At 41.6% G+C, this 20,826-nt stretch carries 17 protein-coding genes; 15 read left to right on the forward strand and 2 right to left on the reverse strand.

What is annotated here, in order from left to right; all coding sequences use genetic code 11:
* Positions 1-5: 5 nt before the first annotated feature.
* Entirely contained in the window at positions 6-2,432 is a 2,427-nt protein-coding gene (gene pheT / locus B7E06_RS08920) for a phenylalanine--tRNA ligase subunit beta (protein ID WP_082233642.1), read from the forward strand.
* Positions 2,433-2,600: 168 nt separating this feature from the next.
* Here the strand turns inward: pheT and rnhC are convergent, their stop codons facing one another.
* Positions 2,601-3,533 (reverse strand): ribonuclease HIII, encoded by a 933-nt coding sequence (rnhC, locus tag B7E06_RS08925; RefSeq protein WP_082233643.1) that lies wholly within the window; start codon positions 3,531-3,533, stop codon positions 2,601-2,603.
* Positions 3,534-3,680: 147 nt separating this feature from the next.
* Between rnhC and zapA the strand changes: the two genes are divergently transcribed.
* The 12 genes from zapA to uvrC all read left to right on the forward strand — a co-directional run bounded on the left by zapA (position 3,681) and on the right by uvrC (position 17,665).
* Positions 3,681-3,968, forward strand: a complete 288-nt coding sequence (gene zapA, locus B7E06_RS08930; RefSeq protein ID WP_082233644.1) for a cell division protein ZapA — start codon at positions 3,681-3,683, stop codon at positions 3,966-3,968.
* Positions 3,961-4,509: a CvpA family protein gene (locus B7E06_RS08935; protein WP_082233645.1), complete on the forward strand. Its 549-nt coding sequence runs from the start codon at positions 3,961-3,963 to the stop codon at positions 4,507-4,509. The genes zapA and B7E06_RS08935 overlap by 8 nt, the downstream gene beginning before the upstream one ends.
* A gap of 97 nt (positions 4,510-4,606) precedes the next feature.
* The gene (polX, locus tag B7E06_RS08940) at positions 4,607-6,331 is read left to right on the forward strand and encodes a DNA polymerase/3'-5' exonuclease PolX (protein WP_179134026.1); all 1,725 of its coding nucleotides are present in this window, start codon (positions 4,607-4,609) and stop codon (positions 6,329-6,331) included.
* Positions 6,332-6,344: 13 nt separating this feature from the next.
* Positions 6,345-8,693, forward strand: a complete 2,349-nt coding sequence (locus B7E06_RS08945) for an endonuclease MutS2 (RefSeq protein WP_082233647.1) — start codon at positions 6,345-6,347, stop codon at positions 8,691-8,693.
* Between the two features lie 24 nt (positions 8,694-8,717).
* Positions 8,718-9,125, forward strand: a complete 408-nt coding sequence (locus tag B7E06_RS08950) for a DUF350 domain-containing protein (protein ID WP_082233648.1) — start codon at positions 8,718-8,720, stop codon at positions 9,123-9,125.
* Positions 9,126-10,229: 1,104 nt separating this feature from the next.
* Entirely contained in the window at positions 10,230-11,939 is a 1,710-nt protein-coding gene (locus tag B7E06_RS08960; protein WP_082233650.1) for an AMP-binding protein, read from the forward strand.
* An 87-nt stretch (positions 11,940-12,026) separates the two neighbouring features.
* Positions 12,027-12,617 (forward strand): fatty acid metabolism transcriptional regulator FadR, encoded by a 591-nt coding sequence (locus B7E06_RS08965; RefSeq protein ID WP_082233651.1) that lies wholly within the window; start codon positions 12,027-12,029, stop codon positions 12,615-12,617.
* A 13-nt stretch (positions 12,618-12,630) separates the two neighbouring features.
* On the forward strand, positions 12,631-13,404 hold the full coding sequence (locus tag B7E06_RS08970) for an enoyl-CoA hydratase (RefSeq protein WP_082233652.1): 774 nt from the start codon (positions 12,631-12,633) through the stop codon (positions 13,402-13,404).
* Positions 13,405-13,421: 17 nt separating this feature from the next.
* A complete protein-coding gene (locus B7E06_RS08975; protein ID WP_082233653.1) occupies positions 13,422-14,195 on the forward strand; it encodes an electron transfer flavoprotein subunit beta/FixA family protein in 774 nt (257 codons plus the stop codon).
* A 24-nt stretch (positions 14,196-14,219) separates the two neighbouring features.
* On the forward strand, positions 14,220-15,200 hold the full coding sequence (locus tag B7E06_RS08980; protein ID WP_082233654.1) for an electron transfer flavoprotein subunit alpha/FixB family protein: 981 nt from the start codon (positions 14,220-14,222) through the stop codon (positions 15,198-15,200).
* Positions 15,201-15,440: 240 nt separating this feature from the next.
* The gene (trxA, locus tag B7E06_RS08985; RefSeq protein WP_082233655.1) at positions 15,441-15,755 is read left to right on the forward strand and encodes a thioredoxin; all 315 of its coding nucleotides are present in this window, start codon (positions 15,441-15,443) and stop codon (positions 15,753-15,755) included.
* Between the two features lie 116 nt (positions 15,756-15,871).
* On the forward strand, positions 15,872-17,665 hold the full coding sequence (gene uvrC / locus B7E06_RS08990; protein WP_082233656.1) for an excinuclease ABC subunit UvrC: 1,794 nt from the start codon (positions 15,872-15,874) through the stop codon (positions 17,663-17,665).
* A 13-nt stretch (positions 17,666-17,678) separates the two neighbouring features.
* On the opposite strand, the gene B7E06_RS08995 is transcribed toward uvrC, so the two are convergent.
* On the reverse strand, positions 17,679-18,122 hold the full coding sequence (locus tag B7E06_RS08995) for a DUF2507 domain-containing protein (protein ID WP_082233657.1): 444 nt from the start codon (positions 18,120-18,122) through the stop codon (positions 17,679-17,681).
* Between the two features lie 280 nt (positions 18,123-18,402).
* On the opposite strand from B7E06_RS08995, the gene B7E06_RS09000 reads away from it, so the two are divergent.
* Positions 18,403-19,023, forward strand: coding sequence for a succinate dehydrogenase cytochrome b558 subunit (locus B7E06_RS09000; RefSeq protein WP_082233658.1), 621 nt, complete (start codon positions 18,403-18,405; stop codon positions 19,021-19,023).
* Between the two features lie 46 nt (positions 19,024-19,069).
* The gene (sdhA, locus tag B7E06_RS09005) at positions 19,070-20,821 is read left to right on the forward strand and encodes a succinate dehydrogenase flavoprotein subunit (protein WP_082233659.1); all 1,752 of its coding nucleotides are present in this window, start codon (positions 19,070-19,072) and stop codon (positions 20,819-20,821) included.
* Positions 20,822-20,826: the final 5 nt, after the last annotated feature.

The raw sequence follows: 20,826 nt of genomic DNA on the forward strand, positions 1-20,826 counted from the left end.
AATCGATGTTAGTATCATTAAATTGGTTAAATGAATTAATTGATGTAAGTGATTATAAACCGGAAGATTTAGCTGAAATTATAACGAAAACCGGGATTGAAGTTGAAAGTGTAGAAGCGGTCGCAGAATCTGTAAAAGGGGTAGTTGTAGGCTATGTAGAGTCCTGTGAACAGCATCCAAATGCAGATAAGCTGTCACTGTGCCAAATCGATGTCGGCGAGGAAAAGCTTCAAATTGTGTGCGGGGCTCCGAATATTGCCAGGGGGCAGAAAGTTCCGGTAGCGGTGCCAGGTGCTGTGCTGCCTGGGAATTTTAAGATTAAGAAAACGAAACTGCGTGGAGAAGTCTCAAATGGTATGGTATGCTCCCTGCAAGAGCTGGGCGTAGATGAAAAAGATGTACCAAAAGAGTTTCAAGATGGAATTTATGTTTTCCCGGATGATGTTCAGATTGGAGAAAATGCAGTTTCTCTTCTTAACTTGGATGACATTATTATTGAACTTGGCTTAACTCCTAACCGTGCGGACTGCTTAAGCATGGCGGGCGTGGCTTATGAAACAGCAGCTGCTCTTAATCGTTCCTATAAGCTCGAAACTAAAGAAGCGGAGTCTTCTTCAGAAAAGGCAGCATCTCTTATAGAGGTGGATGTAGAAGACCCGGAGGCTAACCCCTATTATGGAGCTTTTATTGTTAAAGATGTAAAAGTAGGAAAGTCTCCTTTATGGATGCAAAACCGTTTAACAGCAGCCGGCATCCGTCCAATTAATAACGTAGTCGACATCACAAACTACGTGCTTCTTGAATATGGTCAGCCTTTGCACGCTTTTGATTATGACCGTTTTGGTTCTGCTAAGGTCGTAACGCGCCGTGCTCGTGACGGTGAAATAATCGTTACACTGGATGACCAGGAACGTGTACTGACGAACGAACATCTCGTGATTACAAACGGGGAAAAAGCTCATGCTATCGCCGGTGTAATGGGAGGAGCTCAATCTGAAGTCCAGGAAGATACGACAACCATATTATTAGAGGCTGCTTACTTTAACCCGGCAAATGTCAGGCAGTCTGCTAAAGATCACGGACTTAGAAGTGAAGCCAGCACACGCTTTGAGAAAGGGGTAGACCCTAACCGTGTGGAAAAGGCGGGAGTTAGAGCCTGCGAACTTCTTCAAAAGTATGCAGGGGCTACTGTACTTGATGGTGTAGTAAGTTTTGATACTCTTGATCGTGCTGAAAAAACAGTGGAAATTAACACAAACACAATTAACGATCGCCTGGGAACTGAAATTTCGCCTAATGAAATTGCCAATATCCTGGATCGGCTGCAATTTGGATATAAGCAGAAGGAAGATGATTTCACAATCACAGTACCAACACGCCGCGGCGATGTAGTTATTTTTGAAGATATGCTGGAAGAGATAGCTCGTATTTATGGGTATGACAATCTTCCATTTACACTTCCAAGCGGAGCTTCACAGGCAGGAGGGCTATCCCAGCAACAGCTGCTTAAGCGACGGATGAAAGCATACTTTGAAGGTGCAGGGTTGAATGAAGTGATCACTTATTCTCTGACGAGTGAAAATGAGGCTTCCATGCTGGTAAGTAAAGATGTAAAAGATCGAGCAAAATCTGCTGTGAACCTGGCTATGCCGATGAGTGAAGATCACAGTCACCTGCGCTTAAGTCTGCTCCCTGAAATGCTGAACTCTGCGGCCTATAACGTGGCCCGTAAACAAACTGATATTGCTTACTATGAGATAGGAACAGTTTTTATCAGTAAAGAAGAGAAGGTAACGAAACAGCCTCAAGAAGTTCTTCGAGCCGCTGGTGTGTTAACAGGTGAATGGGTATCTCATCCCTGGCAGCAGGAAAAGAAACCCGTTGACTTCTTTGTGGTAAAAGGGATTGTAGAAGGCCTGGCTGAAAAGCTGGGATTAGAAATCGATTTTGAAAAAGCCAAGCTCCAGGATATGCACCCTGGCCGTACGGCATTTATAAAAGCTGCTGGTGAAGTGATCGGTTTCTTAGGACAGATTCACCCTCGACTTCAAAAAGAAAAAGGGTTAAAAGAAACCTATGTATTTGAGTTGAATGCTGAGAAACTTCTTGAACTTTACAGTAAAGAAGAAAGCTTTGACAATATTCCTAGATTCCCAAGTGTCAGCAGGGATGTTGCCCTTGTTGTTGATGAAGAAATTGAAGCAGGAACTATTGAAAAAACTATACGTGAGACAGGAGAGCCTCTTGTGAAAGACGTGCTTGTCTTTGATGTATATCAGGGAGAACATTTAGAAGCAGGCAAGAAATCATTAGCCTTTAATCTAATCTATCTTGATCCAGCAAGAACACTGAAGGATGAAGAAGTAGAAGGAAAACATAATGAGATTTTGCAGGCGGTTAAAGTTAAGCATAATGCTGAGTTAAGAGGTTAATAAAAAAGCGAGCCAATAGGTATTGTTTTTCCGAAAAAAGTTTAGATTGAATAACTTACTTCCGGGGTCACTGCCTTTGTGCTCGCTTCTTTTTGTTATATAGAAAAAAAGAGACTCTCTTTCCAGCCAAGCCGGGAAGGGAGCCTCTTTTATAAATAGAGCCTCTAATCAGCGTTTATTCACTAGTTTTATTGCTTTATCTTTATTGGCAAAATGAACTTTTGCAATTTCATGTAATTTTCCCTCTCCGTAAGCCTCTATAATTCTTGCTGCAGCCTGATCAACTTTAGAGGAGGCTCCTTTTGGAATCGGAAGGCCTATATCCATCTCTATCTGGTTCATTGCCTTTACAAAGCTGGACCGAGCAATGATTGAACCGACAGCAACAGCAATTGAGTAGCTTTCGGCTTTAGTCATAAAATAGATATTCTCCTGAAGCTTCCGTCCCTGTGAAGCCAGGTGCTTTTTGTATACATCTGGCTGTGAAAACTGGTCCACTAAGATTCCGGATGGTTTTTCCGGAGCTATTTTAGCCAGGAGGGTCTCGAGCGCTTTATCATGAAGGAGGGTCTTCATTTTCCCCTGAGTCCATCCTTTTTTCTGCCATTCATTATATTTCGTATTGTTCAGCCGCATCAGGCTGTAGGGGATTTTCATTTCGAGTATTTGTTTTGCCAGCTCGTTAATTTGAGGGTCGGAAAGGTGTTTAGAGTCTTTAACACCGATCGCTTTAAGCTGGCCGATTTGGTGTTCTTTTACGTACGCGGCGGCGACGGTAATCGGACCGAAGAAGTCTCCAGTCCCTGCTTCATCGGAACCAATATGGGACTGGCTGAATAACTTTTCCGGTGGATGGTACTTATGAACAGTCTTGCTTTTAGCTTCAGGCTTATCTTTAGAGGGGGAGCCCCACTTTCCTGCCTCTGTTTCAGGATCCTTTCCCTGAAATAAAACTTTTCCTGAAGGATAGGCAGTAATGGTGCAGCCCGGTGTTTTGGCTGCAAATACGGCATGAGCCGGAGTGTTTGTTAAAGATGATTCGTAATGTTTCTTTATATCGTCTATCTTCTGTCTGGAAAGTTTAAGTACAACTTGTGGCATATGTATTTCCTTCCTTTTTATAATCATTAGCCTTAGTATAGCAAATAAAATAGGGGTCAAATAGAAAGAATACGTAATAGTTTCCTATTCGTTTGGCTTCATGTTACTATTAAGCGTAGGATAATAGAAAGTAGAGGGGGTATGGGTGTGTCCCAGTCTGATAAAAAACGCCAGCGAATAACCGTTGAAATTCATAATCGGCCTTATACTATAGTAGGACAGGAAGAACCACACCATATCCGGATGGTATCTAACCTAGTCGATCAGAAAATGAAGGAAATTCAGGAAGCCAATCGATCACTCGATGTAAGCAGATTGGCGGTCTTAACTGCGGTAAATACTATGAGTGAGTACATAAAGCTGAAAGAAGAATGTACAGAGCTTATGAATTATATCGAAACAATAGAGAAAGAGGAAAACAATAACAATGATTGATATTATAATAATTTTGCTTTTACTTTTAGGTATTTTTACAGGATTCAAGAGAGGATTCGTTCTTCAAGTATTTCATTTGATTGGATTTATAGTTGCTTTTGTGATCGGTGTGCTTTTTTATGATGATCTAGCACCGCGTTTAGTATTATGGATACCTTATCCAAATCTTCCCCAGGATGCTTCATGGGCTGTATTTCTGGAAAGCCTTCCACTTGAAGCCGCTTTTTATAATGTAATTGCTTTTGCGATCATTTTTTTTGGTGTGAAAATAATTCTCCAAATCATCGCTTCCATGTTGGATTTTGTTACAGAGCTGCCTGTCTTAAGCTCGATTAACGGCCTTCTTGGCGGTATTCTGGGTTTTATACAGCGTTATATCGTACTCTTTTTACTGCTTTATATCGCGGCTCTCTTACCAGTAGCTTCTGTACAGAACGCTATTGACGGCTCTTTCCTCGCGCAGTTCATGATAGACCATACACCTGTATTATCTGCGCAATTAAAGAAAATATGGATTGAACAAGTGGCAGGTATGATATGAATCAGAACGGAGCCGCTATGATTAGATCATGGCGGCTCTTTTTCATGACCCCGGCTGGTTTTAAATATAAGCCTTAGGATAATGAAAGGTGGAAATCATGATGACTGTAAATAAAAAAGAAGTTGTAAAACTGCTGGAAAAGATTGCAATTTACTTAGAACTTAAAGGGGAAAACCCTTTTAAAATAACTGCCTACCGAAAGGCGGCGGGAGCTCTGGAAGAAGATGACCGCTCCCTCACGGAAATTGATGATTTTACAAAGATGAAAGGCATTGGAAAAGGGACAGCTTCGGTAATTGAAGAGTTTGTAGAACATGGTGTTTCAGAAACTCTGCGTCAGCTTGAAGCTGAAGTGCCGGCAGGACTTGTCCCGCTTCTTAATCTGCCGGGACTTGGCGGCAAAAAACTGGCAAAGCTTTACCAGCAGTTAGGGGTAACAGATGCGGAAACCTTAAAAGAAGCTTTGGAAACAGGTAAAGTGGAAGAACTTGAAGGGTTTGGAAAAAAGTCAGCTGAAAAAATGCTGAAAAGTCTTGAAGAAGCAGGAACAAGACCGGAAAGGCTTCCAATTGCGATCATGCTGCCGCTTGCTCAGAAAATAGAAGAATATTTAAGTGGTCTTTCTTCTATTAAGAGATATTCCCAGGCTGGAAGTGTTCGTCGAATGAAGGAGACGATTAAAGACCTCGATTTTATTATTGCTTCCAACGATCCTCCTGCGGTTCGAGATCAGCTGCTCCAATATTCCGATATAAAAGAAGTTGTAGCTTCAGGGGAAACTAAAGTTTCCCTGATTGTCAATGAAGGATATGATATTGGCATCGACTTTCGGATTGTTGCACCGGAAGAATTTATAACGACTCTCCATCACTTCACTGGGTCAAAGGATCATAATGTAACAATGAGGCAGCTGGCGAAGGAAAGAAATGAGAAGATCAGTGAATACGGAATTGAAAACACAGAAACAGGGGAAATAAAGACCTTTAAAACTGAAAAGGATTTCTTCCAGCACTTCGGTTTAAATTATATTCCGCCAGAAGTAAGAGAAAATACAGGTGAAGTGGAAGCTTTTAAGGAAGAAGTGAATTTGCTTGAGCTCAAGGATATACGAGGAGATCTCCACATGCACTCTACGTGGAGTGATGGGGCTCAGTCGATTAGAGAAATGGCTTTTAGAAGTCAGGATAAAGGCTATGGTTATATTGCAATAACTGATCACTCGAAGTTTTTACGGGTGGCTAACGGATTAGACGAAAAGAGATTGAGAAAGCAGCGTGAAGAAATCGATAAATTAAATGATGAGTTTAAGGACTTTCACATTTTTGCCGGAATCGAAATGGACATTCTTCCTGATGGTTCACTTGATTTCAGTGATGATTTTCTACAAGAAATGGATTGGGTTATCGGCTCGATTCATTCAAGCTTTACTCAATCGAAAGAAAAAATTATGAAACGCTTATTCAATGCTCTTGAAAACCCTTATGTTCATATGATTGCCCATCCGACGGGCCGTTTAATAGGTCGAAGAGACGGCTACGCCTTAGATATAGAGAAACTTATTCAAGGCGCGAAAGAAACGGGAACTGTTTTAGAATTAAATGCCAATCCAAACCGTCTGGATTTAAGTTCTGAATGGGTTAGAAAAGCCCAGGAAGCAGGTGTGGAAATCGCAATTAATACAGATGCCCACAGCTATCCTATGCTCGAACATATGGAAATCGGTGTAGGGTCTGCTCGAAAAGGCTGGCTGAAGAAGGAATCTGTGATTAATACATTAACCGCAGAACAGCTGAAGAAGCGGCTTGGGATTAAGCGCACGTAAAGGAGATCTTTAAATGAATCAACGAATCCTGAAGGTTTTAGAATATAAAAAAATAATAGACCAGCTGACTGAACAGGCAGCATCTTCACTTGGCAAGCAGGAAGCCGAATTTCTAAAACCATCAACAGATCTTGAAGAAGTGGTCCGCATGCAGAGGGAAACGGATGAAGCCGCTCAGGTACTGTGTTTAAAAGGCCATATTCCATTGGGTGGAATCTTTGACATTAAACCGAGCTTAAAACGCACATCTATTGGTGGTGTCTTAAGTGCTCTGGAATGCCTTGATATTGCCAGTACGATATACGGTGGACGACAGCTGCGAAGGTTTATTGAAGATATGGAAGAACCGGAACTCCCAATTTTAAGAGGATTAATCGGCGAATTATGGCCGCTGAGTGAATTAGAGAGACAAATAAAAAACTGTATTGATGAAAATGGAACAGTTATGGACGGAGCCTCTGATAAACTGCGGACGATTCGTTCAAGAATCCGTACGTATGAAAGCAGAGTAAGGGACAAACTGGATAGTTTGATGAAATCTAAAGCGAGTATGCTTTCTGACGCCATTGTGACCATTCGTAATGACCGTTATGTCCTGCCGGTTAAGCAGGAAAGCAGAGGATCGATTGGCGGGATTGTTCATGATCAATCTTCCTCAGGTGCTACATTGTTTATGGAACCCCAGGCCGTAGTTGAAGTGAATAATCAGCTGCAACAGGCACGAGTTGATGAAAAACGGGAGATCGAACGAATTCTTACGGAGCTTTCTCAGAACATTGCTGAAGAAGAAAGTGAGCTCCGTCATAACGTGGATATTTTAGCTGCCGTAGATTTTATGTTTGCGAGAGCTAAACTCGGCCAAAAAATGAAAGCTTCCATGCCGAAGATGAACAATGAAGGCAGGATAAAAATGCAGCAGGCCCGGCATCCGCTTATCGACCCGGAAGAAGTGGTACCAAACGATATTGAAATCGGCACCGAATTTACTTCAATTGTGATTACCGGACCCAATACCGGGGGTAAGACAGTTACTTTAAAACTTGTCGGCTTATTTACGCTAATGGCTCAGTCTGGTTTGCAGGTTCCTGCACTGGACGGTTGTGAATTAGCCGTATTCGAACAGGTTTATGCAGATATTGGCGATGAACAGTCAATTGAGCAAAGTTTATCTACCTTTTCATCACATATGACGAATATTGTGGAAATTCTTAAACACGTCAATGATAAGACGCTTGTACTCTTTGATGAGCTCGGAGCAGGTACTGACCCACAGGAAGGTGCAGCCTTAGCGATGTCGATTCTGGATGAAGTTGTAGCCCGTAAAGCCCGGGTGATCGCCACGACACACTATCCTGAATTGAAGGCGTACGGCTATAATCGTGAAGGGGTTATTAACGCTTCCGTTGAATTTGATATTCAGACATTAAGGCCGACGTATCGGTTATTAATCGGGGTCCCTGGTCGAAGTAATGCTTTTGAAATATCAAGAAGGCTTGGACTTTCTGAAGACATTATTCATACAGCTAAGCAGCAGGTAGGTGTTGATTCGCAAAGTGTCGAGAATATGATCGCTTCTCTTGAAGAGTCTACAAGAGAAGCTGAGCGTGATTACAAAGAGGCACAAAAGACATTGGAAGATGCGGAAAAATTGCATTTGGATATTCAGACACAGTGGCAGCAGTTGGAAGAGAAGAAGGAAAAGCTTTATCAAAAGGCTGAAGCTAAAGCAGAGAAAGCAATTGAGAATGCCAGGCATGAGGCTGAGCGAATTGTCAGTGAGATTCGCAAAATGAAGAACGAAGCAGGAATGAAAGAGCACGAATGGATTGAAGCTCGTAAATCATTGGAAGAAGCTCAGCCGCAGCTTACGAAGAAAGAGGGTAAGTCAAAAGCACAAAGTCCTTCTAGTAAGGATAAGGATCTTAAACCGGGTGATGAAGTCAAGCATATGACTCTGAACCAGCAAGGTGTCATTTTAGATAAGACAAGCAGTAATGAATATCAAGTTCAGTTTGGAGTTTTGAAAGTCAAAGCAAAACGAGATGATCTTGAATTTGTCAAAGCTAAACAGCCTTATAAAGAAAAACCTATGGCTACCGTTAAAGGGAAAGCCCATCACGTGAAAACAGAGCTGGACCTGCGGGGAGAACGTTACGAAGACGCGTTGAACATGCTGGAGAAATATGTAGATGACGCCTTATTAGCCAACTATCCAAAAGTTTCCATAATCCACGGAAAAGGTACAGGGGCTTTGCGTAATGCTGTACAAAGCTATGCGAAAAACCACCGTTCAATTTCCTCTTACAGAGCCGGCGGCATGAATGAAGGTGGAAGCGGAGTAACAGTGTTAGAGTTTAAATAATCTACACACAGGGAGTGCACGAGTATGACAGGGTTCTGGGAAAACGTTTATGTTGAAACAGCTGCCAGTTATAGTGTAGCTGTTTTATGCTTAATCCTCTTCATGACGATTTTTGAAATAGTTACGAAATATAACAACTGGAACGAAGTGAAAAACGGAAACTTAGCGGTTGCTATGGCTACTGGCGGTAAAATTTTTGGTATCGCTAATATTTTTCGCTATTCCATCGAGCATAATGATTCACTTCTTGAATCAATGGGATGGGGATTCTTTGGTTTTATCCTCCTTCTGCTCGGTTATTTCATTTTCGAGTTTTTGACTCCATCTTTTAAAATTGATGATGAAATCTCGAATGATAACCGTGCGGTAGGGTTTATATCTTTAGTTATATCCGTAGGTCTCTCCTATGTTATAGGGGCCAACATTAAGTAAGGGGGCTTATGGTGGAAACACTGGCAAAAATATTAATGGTTGTCTCAGCTGTATTTGTCATTGTAGGCGTCATTTATATGGTCATTCTTTAATTTAAATTATTAAAAGACATTACCTTAAGTTAGAAGATTTAATGATCCTGCTTTTAGACAAAGAAATCAAATAACGCGTGAAATCCTGGTCTTTGCATCAGATTTCACGCGTTTTCTGTTTTTCGCAGGACATTTTCGCCCATCAGGAGCAAGTTAGACAGGCAGTTCTGTTTGCCTTCCTTAAGAGATACGGACCCGGGGAACCGACTCATTTCCCCCTGGCCCTTTATGTTTTTTGGACTAACGGAACACTGAGTAAGAAGAGACTTTTTCCTGTAGAGTAGTTACTAAAAATACAGCGTTCCGTTCATACCATCGTCGATAAAGAGGCTGGGAAATGGTGAGACTCCTGCAGGGAGATAGAGCCATGGTGAGATCCGCGAGTGCAGCGAGCTAGCTCACCGGCTCCCCGCGGAAAGCGAGCTATTTCCCAGCCGCTTTTTTCATACTCGATAAACGGGACAGCCCATTCTCTATTCAAACTCATAAGGTATAAGAAAATAACGGTTAGACTCCTGCAGAGAGAAGAGCCAAGGGAGACCACGAGTGCAACGAGCTAGCTAACCAGCTCCCCGCGGAAAGCGAGCTATTTCCCAGCCGCTTTTTTCATACTCGATAAACGGGACAGCCCATTCTCTATTCAAACTCATAAGGTATAAGAAAATAACGGTTAGACTCCTGCAGAGAAAAGAGCCAAGGGAGACCACGAGTACAACGAGCTAGCTCACCAGTTCCCTGCGGAAAGCGAGTGATTTCCCAGCCACTTTTCTCCAAACGAGATAAAGGAAAAGGCTTTTACTAATTCAAAATAGAGAAAAATCAATGGAAACTTTGTGCCTTTGGCTGGGAGTTGGCGAGCCACTTTACTGCTACGAACTAGACACCAGCCTTCTAAGAAGCTATTTAAAATAGGACTAACCTCTTGGTAAATTACGCACATTTAATTAATATTTCAAATTTTTTGCAAATACAGTTATAATGTAAGTATAAAAAGGTGGGAGGGGAATCGAGTATGGTCAATGAATCACGTCCTTGGCAAAAACATTATCCGCCAGAAATACCTGTCAATTTAACCTATGATGAAAAACCTCTGCACGATTATTTAAAAGAAAGCGCGTTAGATTACCCAAAAAAGAAAGCGCTTTATTTTATGGGGAAGGAATTGACCTATGAAGAGGTATACACGGATGCAAGAAAACTTGCTGGCTACCTGCAAAAGCTTGGTTTAGTAAAAGGTGACCGTGTATCCATTATGCTGCCTAACTGTCCTCAATCGGTTATTGCCTATTACGGAGTACTGATGGCGGGAGGAGTGGTCGTCCAGACGAACCCATTATATATGGAAAGAGAACTCGAATACCAATTAAAGGATTCGGAAGCAAAAATGATTCTTTGTCTCGATATTCTTTATCCTAAAGTAGCTCATATTAAGTCAGCTACTCAGCTCGAACACGTAATTGTGACAGGAATCAAAGATTATCTTCCATTTCCAAAAAATAAAATCTATCCGTTCATTCAAAGAAAACAGTATCAAATGCTTATTAAACCCGAACGTACGACGGATACTCATTTATGGTATCATCTTATGAAAGAAAGCAGTGGAGAAGTAAAGCCGGTAGAAGTGAATCCTAAAGAGGATTTAGCGCTTCTTCAGTACACAGGCGGAACCACGGGATTTCCTAAAGGTGTGATGCTAACACATTTTAACCTTGTAGCAAACACACAGATGTCCGTAAAATGGCTTTATAAATGTGAAAGAGGAAAAGAAACAGTACTTGCCATCCTGCCATTCTTTCATGTATATGGAATGACGGCCGTGATGAACTTATCAGTCATGATGACAAACCGAATGGTTCTTATGCCGAAATTTGAACCTCTTGATGTATTAAAGATCATTGAAAAGCAGAAACCTACCCTTTTCCCGGGAGCCCCTACTATTTATATAGCCCTGCTGAATCATCCGGACCTCAAGAAATATGATCTCTCATCAATCGAAGCATGTCTGAGCGGATCTGCTCCTCTGCCTGTAGAAGTACAGGAACAATTCGAGAGAGTAACAGGAGGAAAACTCGTAGAAGGATATGGACTTACAGAAACTTCTCCGGTTACACACTCCAACTTTATCTGGACGAATCGCATTAGCGGCAGTATTGGAGTACCATGGCCTGACACTGATGCAAAAGTTATAAAAATGGGAACGGATGATGCTGCGGATGTTGGTGAAATTGGCGAAATTGCAGTTAAAGGACCGCAAGTGATGAAGGGTTACTGGAAGAGAAAAGAAGATACAGAAGAGGTCTTAAGTGAAGACGGCTGGTTCCGTACGGGCGATATGGGTTATATGGACGAAGAAGGTTACTTTTACGTTGTGGATCGCAAGAAAGATATGATCATAGCAGGCGGTTATAATATTTACCCACGCGAAGTCGAAGAGGTGCTTTATGAACACGAGGCTGTTCAAGAGGCTGTTATTATCGGCGTCCCTGATCCGTACCGTGGAGAGACAGTCAAAGCTTTTATCGTTAAAAAACCGAACAGTGAAATTACTGAAGAGGAACTCAATGAATTTTGCAGAAAAAATATGGCAGCCTACAAGGTCCCTAGAATTTATGAATTCAGAGCTGAGTTACCAAAAACGGCGGTCGGAAAAATTTTACGTCGTACACTGGTGGAAGAAGAAAGAAAAAAGATCGAAGAATCTAAACCTTTACAGAATTCCTAGGAAAAGTTATTGACAGTGTAATTTTTGGACTGTAATATAATAGATGAATGACCATTCATTCATTTTTGGCAAAGGCAGGGATTACACGTGAATAAAAACAAACCAAAATACAAACAAATCATCGAAGCAGCAGTTGTCGTTATGGCTGAAAATGGATATCACTCTTCGCAAGTTTCAAAGATTGCTAAAAAAGCGGGAGTGGCGGATGGTACCATTTATCTTTACTTTAAGAACAAAGAAGATATTTTAGTATCACTATTTCAAGACAAAATGGGTCAGTTCATTGAAAGAATTGAATACGAGACCACTTCAAGGCAGTCAGCTGAAGAAAAACTGCTTACACTGATTGAAACGCATTTTAAGCAGCTGGCTGCCGATCATCACTTAGCTATTGTTACACAGCTGGAACTGCGTCAGTCGAACAAGGAACTGCGCACCAAAATAAATAATGTGTTAAAGCGTTATTTGGCTGTGATCGACAATATCGTGGAAGAAGGTATTCGTGAAGAGCTGTTTCGGGATAACCTGAACCGCCGGCTTGTTCGTCAGCTGATTTTTGGGATGATGGATGAAACGGTAACAAATTGGGTTATGAAGGATCAGCGCTATAACTTAGAAGAACAGGCAGAAGACGTCCATAGTTTTATCGTCAATGGACTGGCCCGGTCTCGATCATAAGGAGTGAGTGTCAGTGTCTACGATGAAAGTTCAGCTGAACGGGGCATTAGCAGAAATTACGATAGACAGCCCGCCGGCAAATGCATTATCGAGCCATATTTTAAAAGATTTATCACACGAGCTTGATCAAATTGAACAGAATAAGGAAATCAAAGGGGTTTTGCTTAAAGGAGAAGGGAGATTCTTTTCAGCAGGAGCTGATATTAAAGAATTTACTTCGTTTCAGGATTCTTCAGGATCAGGAGGACTTGCAAAGAAAGGCCAGGAGCTTTTTAATCGAATTGAAAGCTTCCATATCCCGGTGATTGCGGTTATTCATGGAGCGGCATTAGGCGGCGGCCTGGAACTGGCGATGGCCTGCCATATCCGTTATGTTGCTGACAATGCGAAGCTGGGGCTTCCTGAATTAACCTTAGGTATTATCCCGGGTTTTGCAGGTACACAGCGTCTGCCGCGTTATGTAGGAACAGATAAAGCTTATGAAATGATTCTAACCGGCACTCCAATTTCCGGACAAGAGGCTGCTGCCTGCGGGTTAGCTACAGCAAGCTTCCCTGAAGAGAAAATTTTTGAAGAAGCAAACAAACAAATCAGTAAAATGATATCTAAAAGCGGCCCGACTATCCATGAGATTATGAAGCTGATTCCCTATGCCCACACTCCTCAGCTTTTTGAAGGAATGGAGCAGGAAGCAAAGGCGTTTGGTGAGGTTTTTGCCAATGAAGATGCTAAAGAAGGGGTACAGGCTTTTATAGAAAAAAGGAAACCAGTGTTTAGAGACCAATAGAACAGGAGGAATCTTATATGAACATTTATGTTTTAATGAAACGTACGTTTGACACAGAAGAAAAGATCTCTATCGGCGGAGGCCGTATTGACGAGGAAGGCGCAGAGTTTATTATTAACCCTTATGATGAGTACGCAGTCGAGGAAGCAATTAAATTGCGTGATGAACATGGCGGGGAAGTTACTGTTGTTACTGTTGGCGAGGAAGATGCCGAGAAGCAGCTAAGAACTGCTCTTGCGATGGGGGCGGATAAAGCCGTACTCATTAATACAGAAGACGATCTTGAAGAAGGAGATCAATACACTACTGTTAAAATTTTAGAAGCTTACTTTGAAGATAAAGAAGTAGACATTATTCTTGGCGGAAATGTAGCGATTGATGAAGCGAGCGGACAGGTTGGGCCAAGATTGGCAGAGCGCCTTGATATCCCATGTGTAACTACGATAACTAAAATTGAAGTGGAGGGTTCAGAAGTCCATATTGAACGTGATGTGGAAGGAGATGTAGAGAAAGTTGACACTACTCTTCCCCTATTAGTCACTTGTCAGCAAGGGCTTAATGAGCCGAGATATCCATCACTGCCGGGGATTATGAAAGCGAAGAAAAAGCCGCTGGAAGAGCTGGAAATTGATGATCTTGATTTAGAAGAAGATGAGGTAGAGCCTAAAACAAAAACGATTGATATTTTTCTTCCACCTGAAAAACAGGCAGGAAAAGTTCTTGAAGGTGATACAGATGAACAGGTGAAGGAATTGGTATCCTTGCTTAAAACAGAAGCGAAAGTTCTTTAATAAAGAGAAGGGAGAGTTAGGATAATGAGTAAAAAAATATTAGTAATTGGGGAAGCCCGTGAAGGATCTCTTAGAAACGTAACTTTTGAAGCGATTGCTGCTGGAAAGAAAATCAGTGATGGCGGCGAAGTGGTCGGTGTTCTTTGCGGTTTGGATAACCTTAAAGAAATGGGTCAGGAAATGATCTATTATGGTGCGGATCGTGTGATTGCTTTAGCAAATGAAGAATTGAAAACGTATACATCAGATGGTTATGGGCAGGCCATTCAATCCTTGCTGGATGAGGAAAACCCTGAAGGAATTATTTTGGGTCATACATCAATGGGGAAAGATTTAGCGCCTAAGCTGGCCAGCCGTTTAGAATCCGGATTAATTTCAGATGCAACTGAAGTATCGGTTGAAGGTGGTCAAGTGGTGTTTACCCGGCCGATTTATTCAGGTAAAGCGTTCGAGAAGAAAGAAATTACGGACGGCATTGTCTTTGCAACCATTCGTCCAAATAATATTCCGGCCGATACTCGAGATGACACTCGTTCTGGAAATGTCGATCATAGGGATGTATCTATACAGAATATCCGTACGGTGATTAAGGATATTCTTCGTAAATCCTCTGAAGGTGTTGATTTATCCGAAGCTAAAGTAATCATAGCTGGTGGACGTGGAGTGAAAAGTGCCGAAGGATTTGGACCACTGGAAGAACTGGCTGATGTTCTCGGAGGAACCGTCGGTGCTTCCCGTGGAGCGTGTGATGCAGGATACTGTGATTATTCACTGCAAATTGGTCAGACGGGTAAAGTTGTGACACCTGACTTATATATTGCATGCGGGATTTCAGGTGCTATTCAGCATTTGGCAGGGATGTCAAACTCCAAGGTAATCGTTGCGATTAATAAGGATCCTGAAGCAAACATCTTTAATGTAGCAGATTACGGGATCGTAGGCGACCTGTTCGATGTTGTACCTAAGCTGACGGACGAGATTAAGCAGCTTAAAGTAAATGCATAAAAAAATGGCCAGAGCTGAAAATGCTTTGGCCTTTTAGATTCTCTCTGCTGGTTTAAGTCCCCGTACTGGTGATAAACTTTGATGGTTAAAGCATATGGTTCCAATTGGAAGTGTCAAGAATACCATTTAATTATGAACAAAACTGTATTTTTAATCGCATAAACAAATCGTTAGTCAGTCAAAATATAAAGTGATATACTCATTACAGATCAAAAGAATATGATCGAGGAGGAATTTTTAATGGCACTTGTTAAAGCTACTGATCAGAATTTTACAGAAGAAACAGGCGAGGGTTTAGTTCTTGCTGATTTCTGGGCACCTTGGTGCGGACCTTGTAAAATGATTGCTCCAGTACTAGAAGAACTGGACGAAGAAATGAGCGATCAAGTAAAAATCGTAAAACTTGATGTAGATGAGAACCAGGAAACTGCCAGTAAGTTTGGTGTTATGAGTATTCCAACACTGCTGCTATTTAAAGATGGAAAAGTAGTTGACCAGGTTATTGGTTTCCAGCCTAAGGAAGCTTTAGCTGAATTAATTACAAAACATTCTTAATTTTAATCTACAGACAGATAAAAGCCACGCCCTATACGGCGTGGCTTTTTGCTGTATATCATTTCCTAAATGTGGTACATTTTTAGAAGAACCACAGTAGGGTGGGGTGAGCAACCATGAATAACAAATTAAAAGAAAAACTGGCCGTGCTGCCTGGGCAGCCGGGGTGTTATTTAATGAAAGATAAACAGGGAACCATTATTTATGTGGGAAAGGCAAAGGTTCTAAAAAATCGTGTCCGTTCTTATTTTACTGGAGCCCATGATGGAAAAACACAAAGACTTGTAAGAGAAATTGTAGACTTTGAATATATAGTGACCACTTCAGAAATAGAAGCGCTTATTCTGGAAATGAACCTGATTAAAAAGCATGATCCTAAATACAATGTCATGCTTAAGGATGATAAAACATATCCCTATTTAAAAGTAACTGCTGAAAGGCACCCAAAGCTAATCGTCACCCGCAAGGTAAAGAAAGATAAGGGGAAATACTTTGGACCATATCCTAACGTGATCGCAGCAAGAGAAACGAAGAAGCTCTTAGACCGTCTTTATCCTTTAAGAAAATGTAATACGATGCCGGACCGGGTCTGTCTTTATTACCATATGCATCAATGTTTAGGGCCCTGTGAATTTCCTGTTTCTAAAGAAACCAACCAGGAAATTGTTCAGAGCATAACGTCTTTTTTAGCAGGGGGACATAAAGAAATTAAAGATGATTTAAAGAATAAAATGCACGAAGCGTCTGAAAAGCTTGATTTTGAGCGCGCCAAGGAATTTCGTGATCAGATTGAGCATATCGAATCTGTTATGGAGCAGCAGAAGATGACGATGAATGATCGAGTCGATCGTGATATATTCGGGTACTCGTATAATAAGGGATGGATGTGTGTCCAGGTCTTTTTCATACGACAGGGCAAACTGATTGAAAGGGATGTAGCTTTATTTCCATTTTTTGATGATCCCGAAGATTCATTTTTAAGCTATATCGGTCGTTTTTATCTGCACCAGAATCACCTATTTCCTAAAGAGGTTTTAGTCCCGATCGGAACAAAAACAGAGCTGCTTGAAGGAATTATTGAAACGAAAGTAATGACTCCCATGCGCGGCCGGAAGAAAGAGCTCGTGGAATTAGCCATGAAAAATGCGGAAATAGCGCTTGAGGAGAAGTTTGCTTTAATTGAGAGAGATGAAGAACGTACGATTAAAGCGGTAGAGACGCTTGGAAATGTATTGAACATTCAAACACCATATCGTATTGAAGCTTTTGATAACTCAAATATACAGGGAACGGATCCAGTTTCCGCTATGGTTGCCTTTATTGACGGCAAACCAAATAAAAAAGAGTACCGTAAATATAAAGTGAAAAATGTAGAGGGTCCGGATGATTATGATACAATGCGTGAAGTTATTCGGAGAAGGTATACGAGAGTGCTTAAAGAAAATCTTCCGCTTCCAGATTTAATCGTTGTTGATGGAGGAAAAGGACAGATGTCTGCAGCGATTGATGTCCTGGAAAATGAGCTTGGGCTTGATGTGCCATTGTGCGGGTTAGCGAAAGATGATAAGCATAAAACGAGTGAGCTCTTATATGGGGATCCTCCTGAGCTTGTGCCGCTTGACCGTAACTCACAGGAATTCTATCTTGTCCAGAGAATTCAGGATGAAGTTCACCGCTTTGCCATTTCCTTTCACAGACAGCTGAGAGGAAAGGGGGCGCTCCAGTCTGAGCTGGATAGTATTCCGGGTGTAGGACAGAAGCGCAGGCGGATGCTGCTTAAACATTTTAAATCGGTTAAAGATATAAAGGAAGCCGTACCTGGAGATTTGGCTAAGCTGGGGCTGCCTTATCCAGTAGCCGAAACGATTATCGAGACTTTAAACAAAGAAGAAGAGCCGGCTGAAGAGTAATCAGCCGGCTTTTTTATGCTTTTGTTGCTGTTATTTCTATTATACGATCTTTTTGCAGTATTTCTTCCATGCATTCATATGTATCATTTGTCAGCCGGGAGAGAATTTCTGATAAGAACCCGCACTCCAGCCTGAAATCAACAGGGAATATATTCTGTGTTAACCGTTTCTCCACTATATGACCGTACAGGTGAAAAGTGGTGGCTCGTTTTTTCTCTTTTACAAGCTTTAACTCTCCCCAGCCCATATACTGATAAAAATCATATAGTTCATCAAAGGTTTCCAGCTTTGTCTCGCGGGCAATATTCTTTCCCATAAAATAAAGCAGATAAGGTGCTTCTTTTCCGAGAAAGTCTGGGAGTGTGTAGTATCTCAGCAGATCGTAGCCAGCTCCTGTTGCAACCAGCGATGAAATATTTTCTGTCTTTAACTTAGCTGTTTCTTTCAAAACACTCATTCCTTTCTGCTTCTCTATTATCGCTCGAATAAGGAAATCTAGCAACAAGTTTCAAAGTAAATAATTGATATGGACCAAATGTAGTCTTTTCCATAATTTATACTCTCGTTTTCTTGACGCTCCTCTCCGATAGAAGTACAATAAACGTGTTACAAATTGCACATTCCTCAGTTTTTATATGGAAATTTGGGGATTTTCATATCTTTTTCACGTAATAGTAAAGCGCTTTATTGTCTGAAATGTGCAAAAAAATTTTGTTATCATCTTGAGGGGGGTAAACATGGCAGGAACACGAGGATACGTTAACCGAAGATTACATTCATTATTAGGGGTTGTTCCGATCGGAATATTCCTTATTCAGCACTTAACCGTGAACTTCTTTGCTACACGCGGACCTGAGGCGTTTAATAATGCGGCACATTTTATGGAAAGCTTACCATACCGCTACGTCCTGGAAACCTTTATCATATTTTTACCGCTGCTTTTTCACGGTATTTATGGAGTGTATATCGCGTTTACGGCAAAAAGTAACCTTAAGAATTTTGGTTACTTTCGAAATTGGATGTTCATCCTGCAGCGGGTCACGGGTGTAATTACGCTGATCTTTATTGCATGGCATGTGTGGGAAACTCGTATTGCTATTGGATTTGGCTGGGCTGAGCTGAACTATTCGCTTATGGAAGGCATTCTTACAGATCCTTTCTTTTTCTGGTTCTACATAGTAGGAGTAATTTCCACAACATTCCACTTTTCTAATGGCTTATGGTCATTCTTTGTCAGCTGGGGAATTACAGTTTCACCACGCTCTCAAAAGATTATGACTTATGTAAGCATGATTGTTTTCGTTGCCATTACCTATGTTGGTGTGCGCACACTAATTCAATTCGCTTATGGAATCTAAAAACCATTCATGATCGTTATAGAAAGCAAGGGAGTGAGGTTCAATCATGAGTAATCGAAATATAGTTATTGTCGGTGGAGGTCTTGCAGGACTGATGGCGACAATTAAAGCTGCAGAACAAGGAGTTCATGTAGACCTTCTGTCTGTAGTACCAGTTAAACGTTCTCACTCTGTATGTGCTCAGGGTGGTATTAATGGAGCCGTAAACACAAAAGGTGAGGGAGACTCGCCGTGGGAACACTTTGACGATACAGTTTATGGAGGAGATTTCCTGGCAAACCAGCCTCCGGTTAAAGCCATGTGTGAAGCTGCACCAGGAATTATTCATTTGCTCGACCGTATGGGAGTTATGTTCAACCGTACGCCGGAAGGTCTTCTTGATTTTCGACGCTTTGGCGGGACACAGCACCATAGAACAGCATTTGCCGGTGCCACGACGGGCCAGCAGTTATTATATGCTCTTGATGAGCAAGTCCGCCGCCATGAGGTGAATGGACTAGTAACTAAATACGAGAATTGGGAATTTATTTCTGCTATAATAGATGAGAAGGGTGTAGGCAGAGGGGTTATCGGTCAAAACCTTCGAAATCAGGAAATTAAAGCATTTCCTGCCGATGCCGTAATTATGGCAACTGGCGGACCTGGTATCATTTTTGGTAAATCTACCAACTCTGTTATAAATACTGGCTCTGCTGCCGGGGCACTATACCAGCAGGGTGTCAAATATGCAAACGGAGAATTTATACAGATTCACCCGACAGCTATCCCAGGAGATGATAAGCTTCGATTAATGAGTGAATCAGCTCGTGGGGAAGGCGGACGTGTTTGGACTTACAAAGACGGTGAGCCCTGGTATTTCCTTGAAGAGAAATACCCTGCTTACGGAAACCTGGTGCCACGTGATATTGCTACACGTGAAATTTTCGATGTCTGCGTTAATCAGAAACTTGGGATTAATGGGGAAAACATGGTTTACCTGGACCTGTCTCATAAAGATCCTAAAGATTTGGATGTTAAACTCGGCGGAATTATCGAAATCTATGAAAAATTCGTAGGGGAAGACCCACGTAAAGTACCGATGAAGATCTTCCCGGCAGTACACTATTCTATGGGTGGTCTATGGGTGGATTTTGACCAGATGACCAACATCCCGGGAATTTTTGCAGCAGGTGAATGTGATTACAGTCAGCACGGAGGTAACCGTTTAGGGGCTAACTCCTTACTATCCTCTATTTATGGAGGTATGGTTGCTGGACCGAAAGCCGTTCAGTATACAGAAGGTCTGGAAACTATTTCAGAAGAAATGACGTCTGCGCTGTTCGATCAAAAGGTGAAAGAAGAGCAAGAAAAATTTGAACAAATTATGAGCATGGACGGAGACGAAAATGCTTATCAGATTCATAAAGAATTAGGCGAATGGATGACGGATAATGTAACAGTCGTCCGTGAAAATGAGAAGCTTCTGAAAACAGATGAAAAAATCGTAGAGTTAATGGAAAGATTCAAGCGTATTAACATTAATGATACATCCAGGTGGAGTAACCAGGGAGCTATGTTTACGCGTCAGCTGTGGAATATGCTGCAGTTAGCACGTGTTATTACACAAGGTGCTTACAATCGTAATGAAAGCCGCGGAGCCCACTTTAAACCTGAATTTCCGGATCGGAATGATGAAGACTGGCTGAAGACAACGATTGCCTCTTTTGATAAAGAGAACAATCAGCCTGTATTCACTTACGAACCTGTAGATACATCGTTGATTAAGCCAAGGAAACGAGACTACTCGAAATCGAAATAAAGGAG

It is taken from the genome of Halobacillus massiliensis (assembly GCF_900166625.1).
Taxonomy (GTDB): Bacteria; Bacillota; Bacilli; order Bacillales; family Halobacillaceae; genus Halobacillus_A; species Halobacillus_A massiliensis.

What these genes read in the sequence shown, in the direction of transcription:
- pheT (WP_082233642.1), top strand. Translation starts at nt 6, where the DNA reads ATGTTAGTATCATTAAATTGGTTAAATGAATTAATTGATGTAAGTGAT.
- rnhC (WP_082233643.1), bottom strand. Translation starts at nt 3,533, where the DNA reads ATGCCACAAGTTGTACTTAAACTTTCCAGACAGAAGATAGACGATATA.
- B7E06_RS08935 (WP_082233645.1), top strand. Translation starts at nt 3,961, where the DNA reads ATGATTGATATTATAATAATTTTGCTTTTACTTTTAGGTATTTTTACA.
- polX (WP_179134026.1), top strand. Translation starts at nt 4,607, where the DNA reads ATGATGACTGTAAATAAAAAAGAAGTTGTAAAACTGCTGGAAAAGATT.
- B7E06_RS08945 (WP_082233647.1), top strand. Translation starts at nt 6,345, where the DNA reads ATGAATCAACGAATCCTGAAGGTTTTAGAATATAAAAAAATAATAGAC.
- B7E06_RS08950 (WP_082233648.1), top strand. Translation starts at nt 8,718, where the DNA reads ATGACAGGGTTCTGGGAAAACGTTTATGTTGAAACAGCTGCCAGTTAT.
- B7E06_RS08960 (WP_082233650.1), top strand. Translation starts at nt 10,230, where the DNA reads ATGGTCAATGAATCACGTCCTTGGCAAAAACATTATCCGCCAGAAATA.
- B7E06_RS08975 (WP_082233653.1), top strand. Translation starts at nt 13,422, where the DNA reads ATGAACATTTATGTTTTAATGAAACGTACGTTTGACACAGAAGAAAAG.
- B7E06_RS08980 (WP_082233654.1), top strand. Translation starts at nt 14,220, where the DNA reads ATGAGTAAAAAAATATTAGTAATTGGGGAAGCCCGTGAAGGATCTCTT.
- trxA (WP_082233655.1), top strand. Translation starts at nt 15,441, where the DNA reads ATGGCACTTGTTAAAGCTACTGATCAGAATTTTACAGAAGAAACAGGC.
- uvrC (WP_082233656.1), top strand. Translation starts at nt 15,872, where the DNA reads ATGAATAACAAATTAAAAGAAAAACTGGCCGTGCTGCCTGGGCAGCCG.
- B7E06_RS08995 (WP_082233657.1), bottom strand. Translation starts at nt 18,122, where the DNA reads ATGAGTGTTTTGAAAGAAACAGCTAAGTTAAAGACAGAAAATATTTCA.
- B7E06_RS09000 (WP_082233658.1), top strand. Translation starts at nt 18,403, where the DNA reads ATGGCAGGAACACGAGGATACGTTAACCGAAGATTACATTCATTATTA.
- sdhA (WP_082233659.1), top strand. Translation starts at nt 19,070, where the DNA reads ATGAGTAATCGAAATATAGTTATTGTCGGTGGAGGTCTTGCAGGACTG.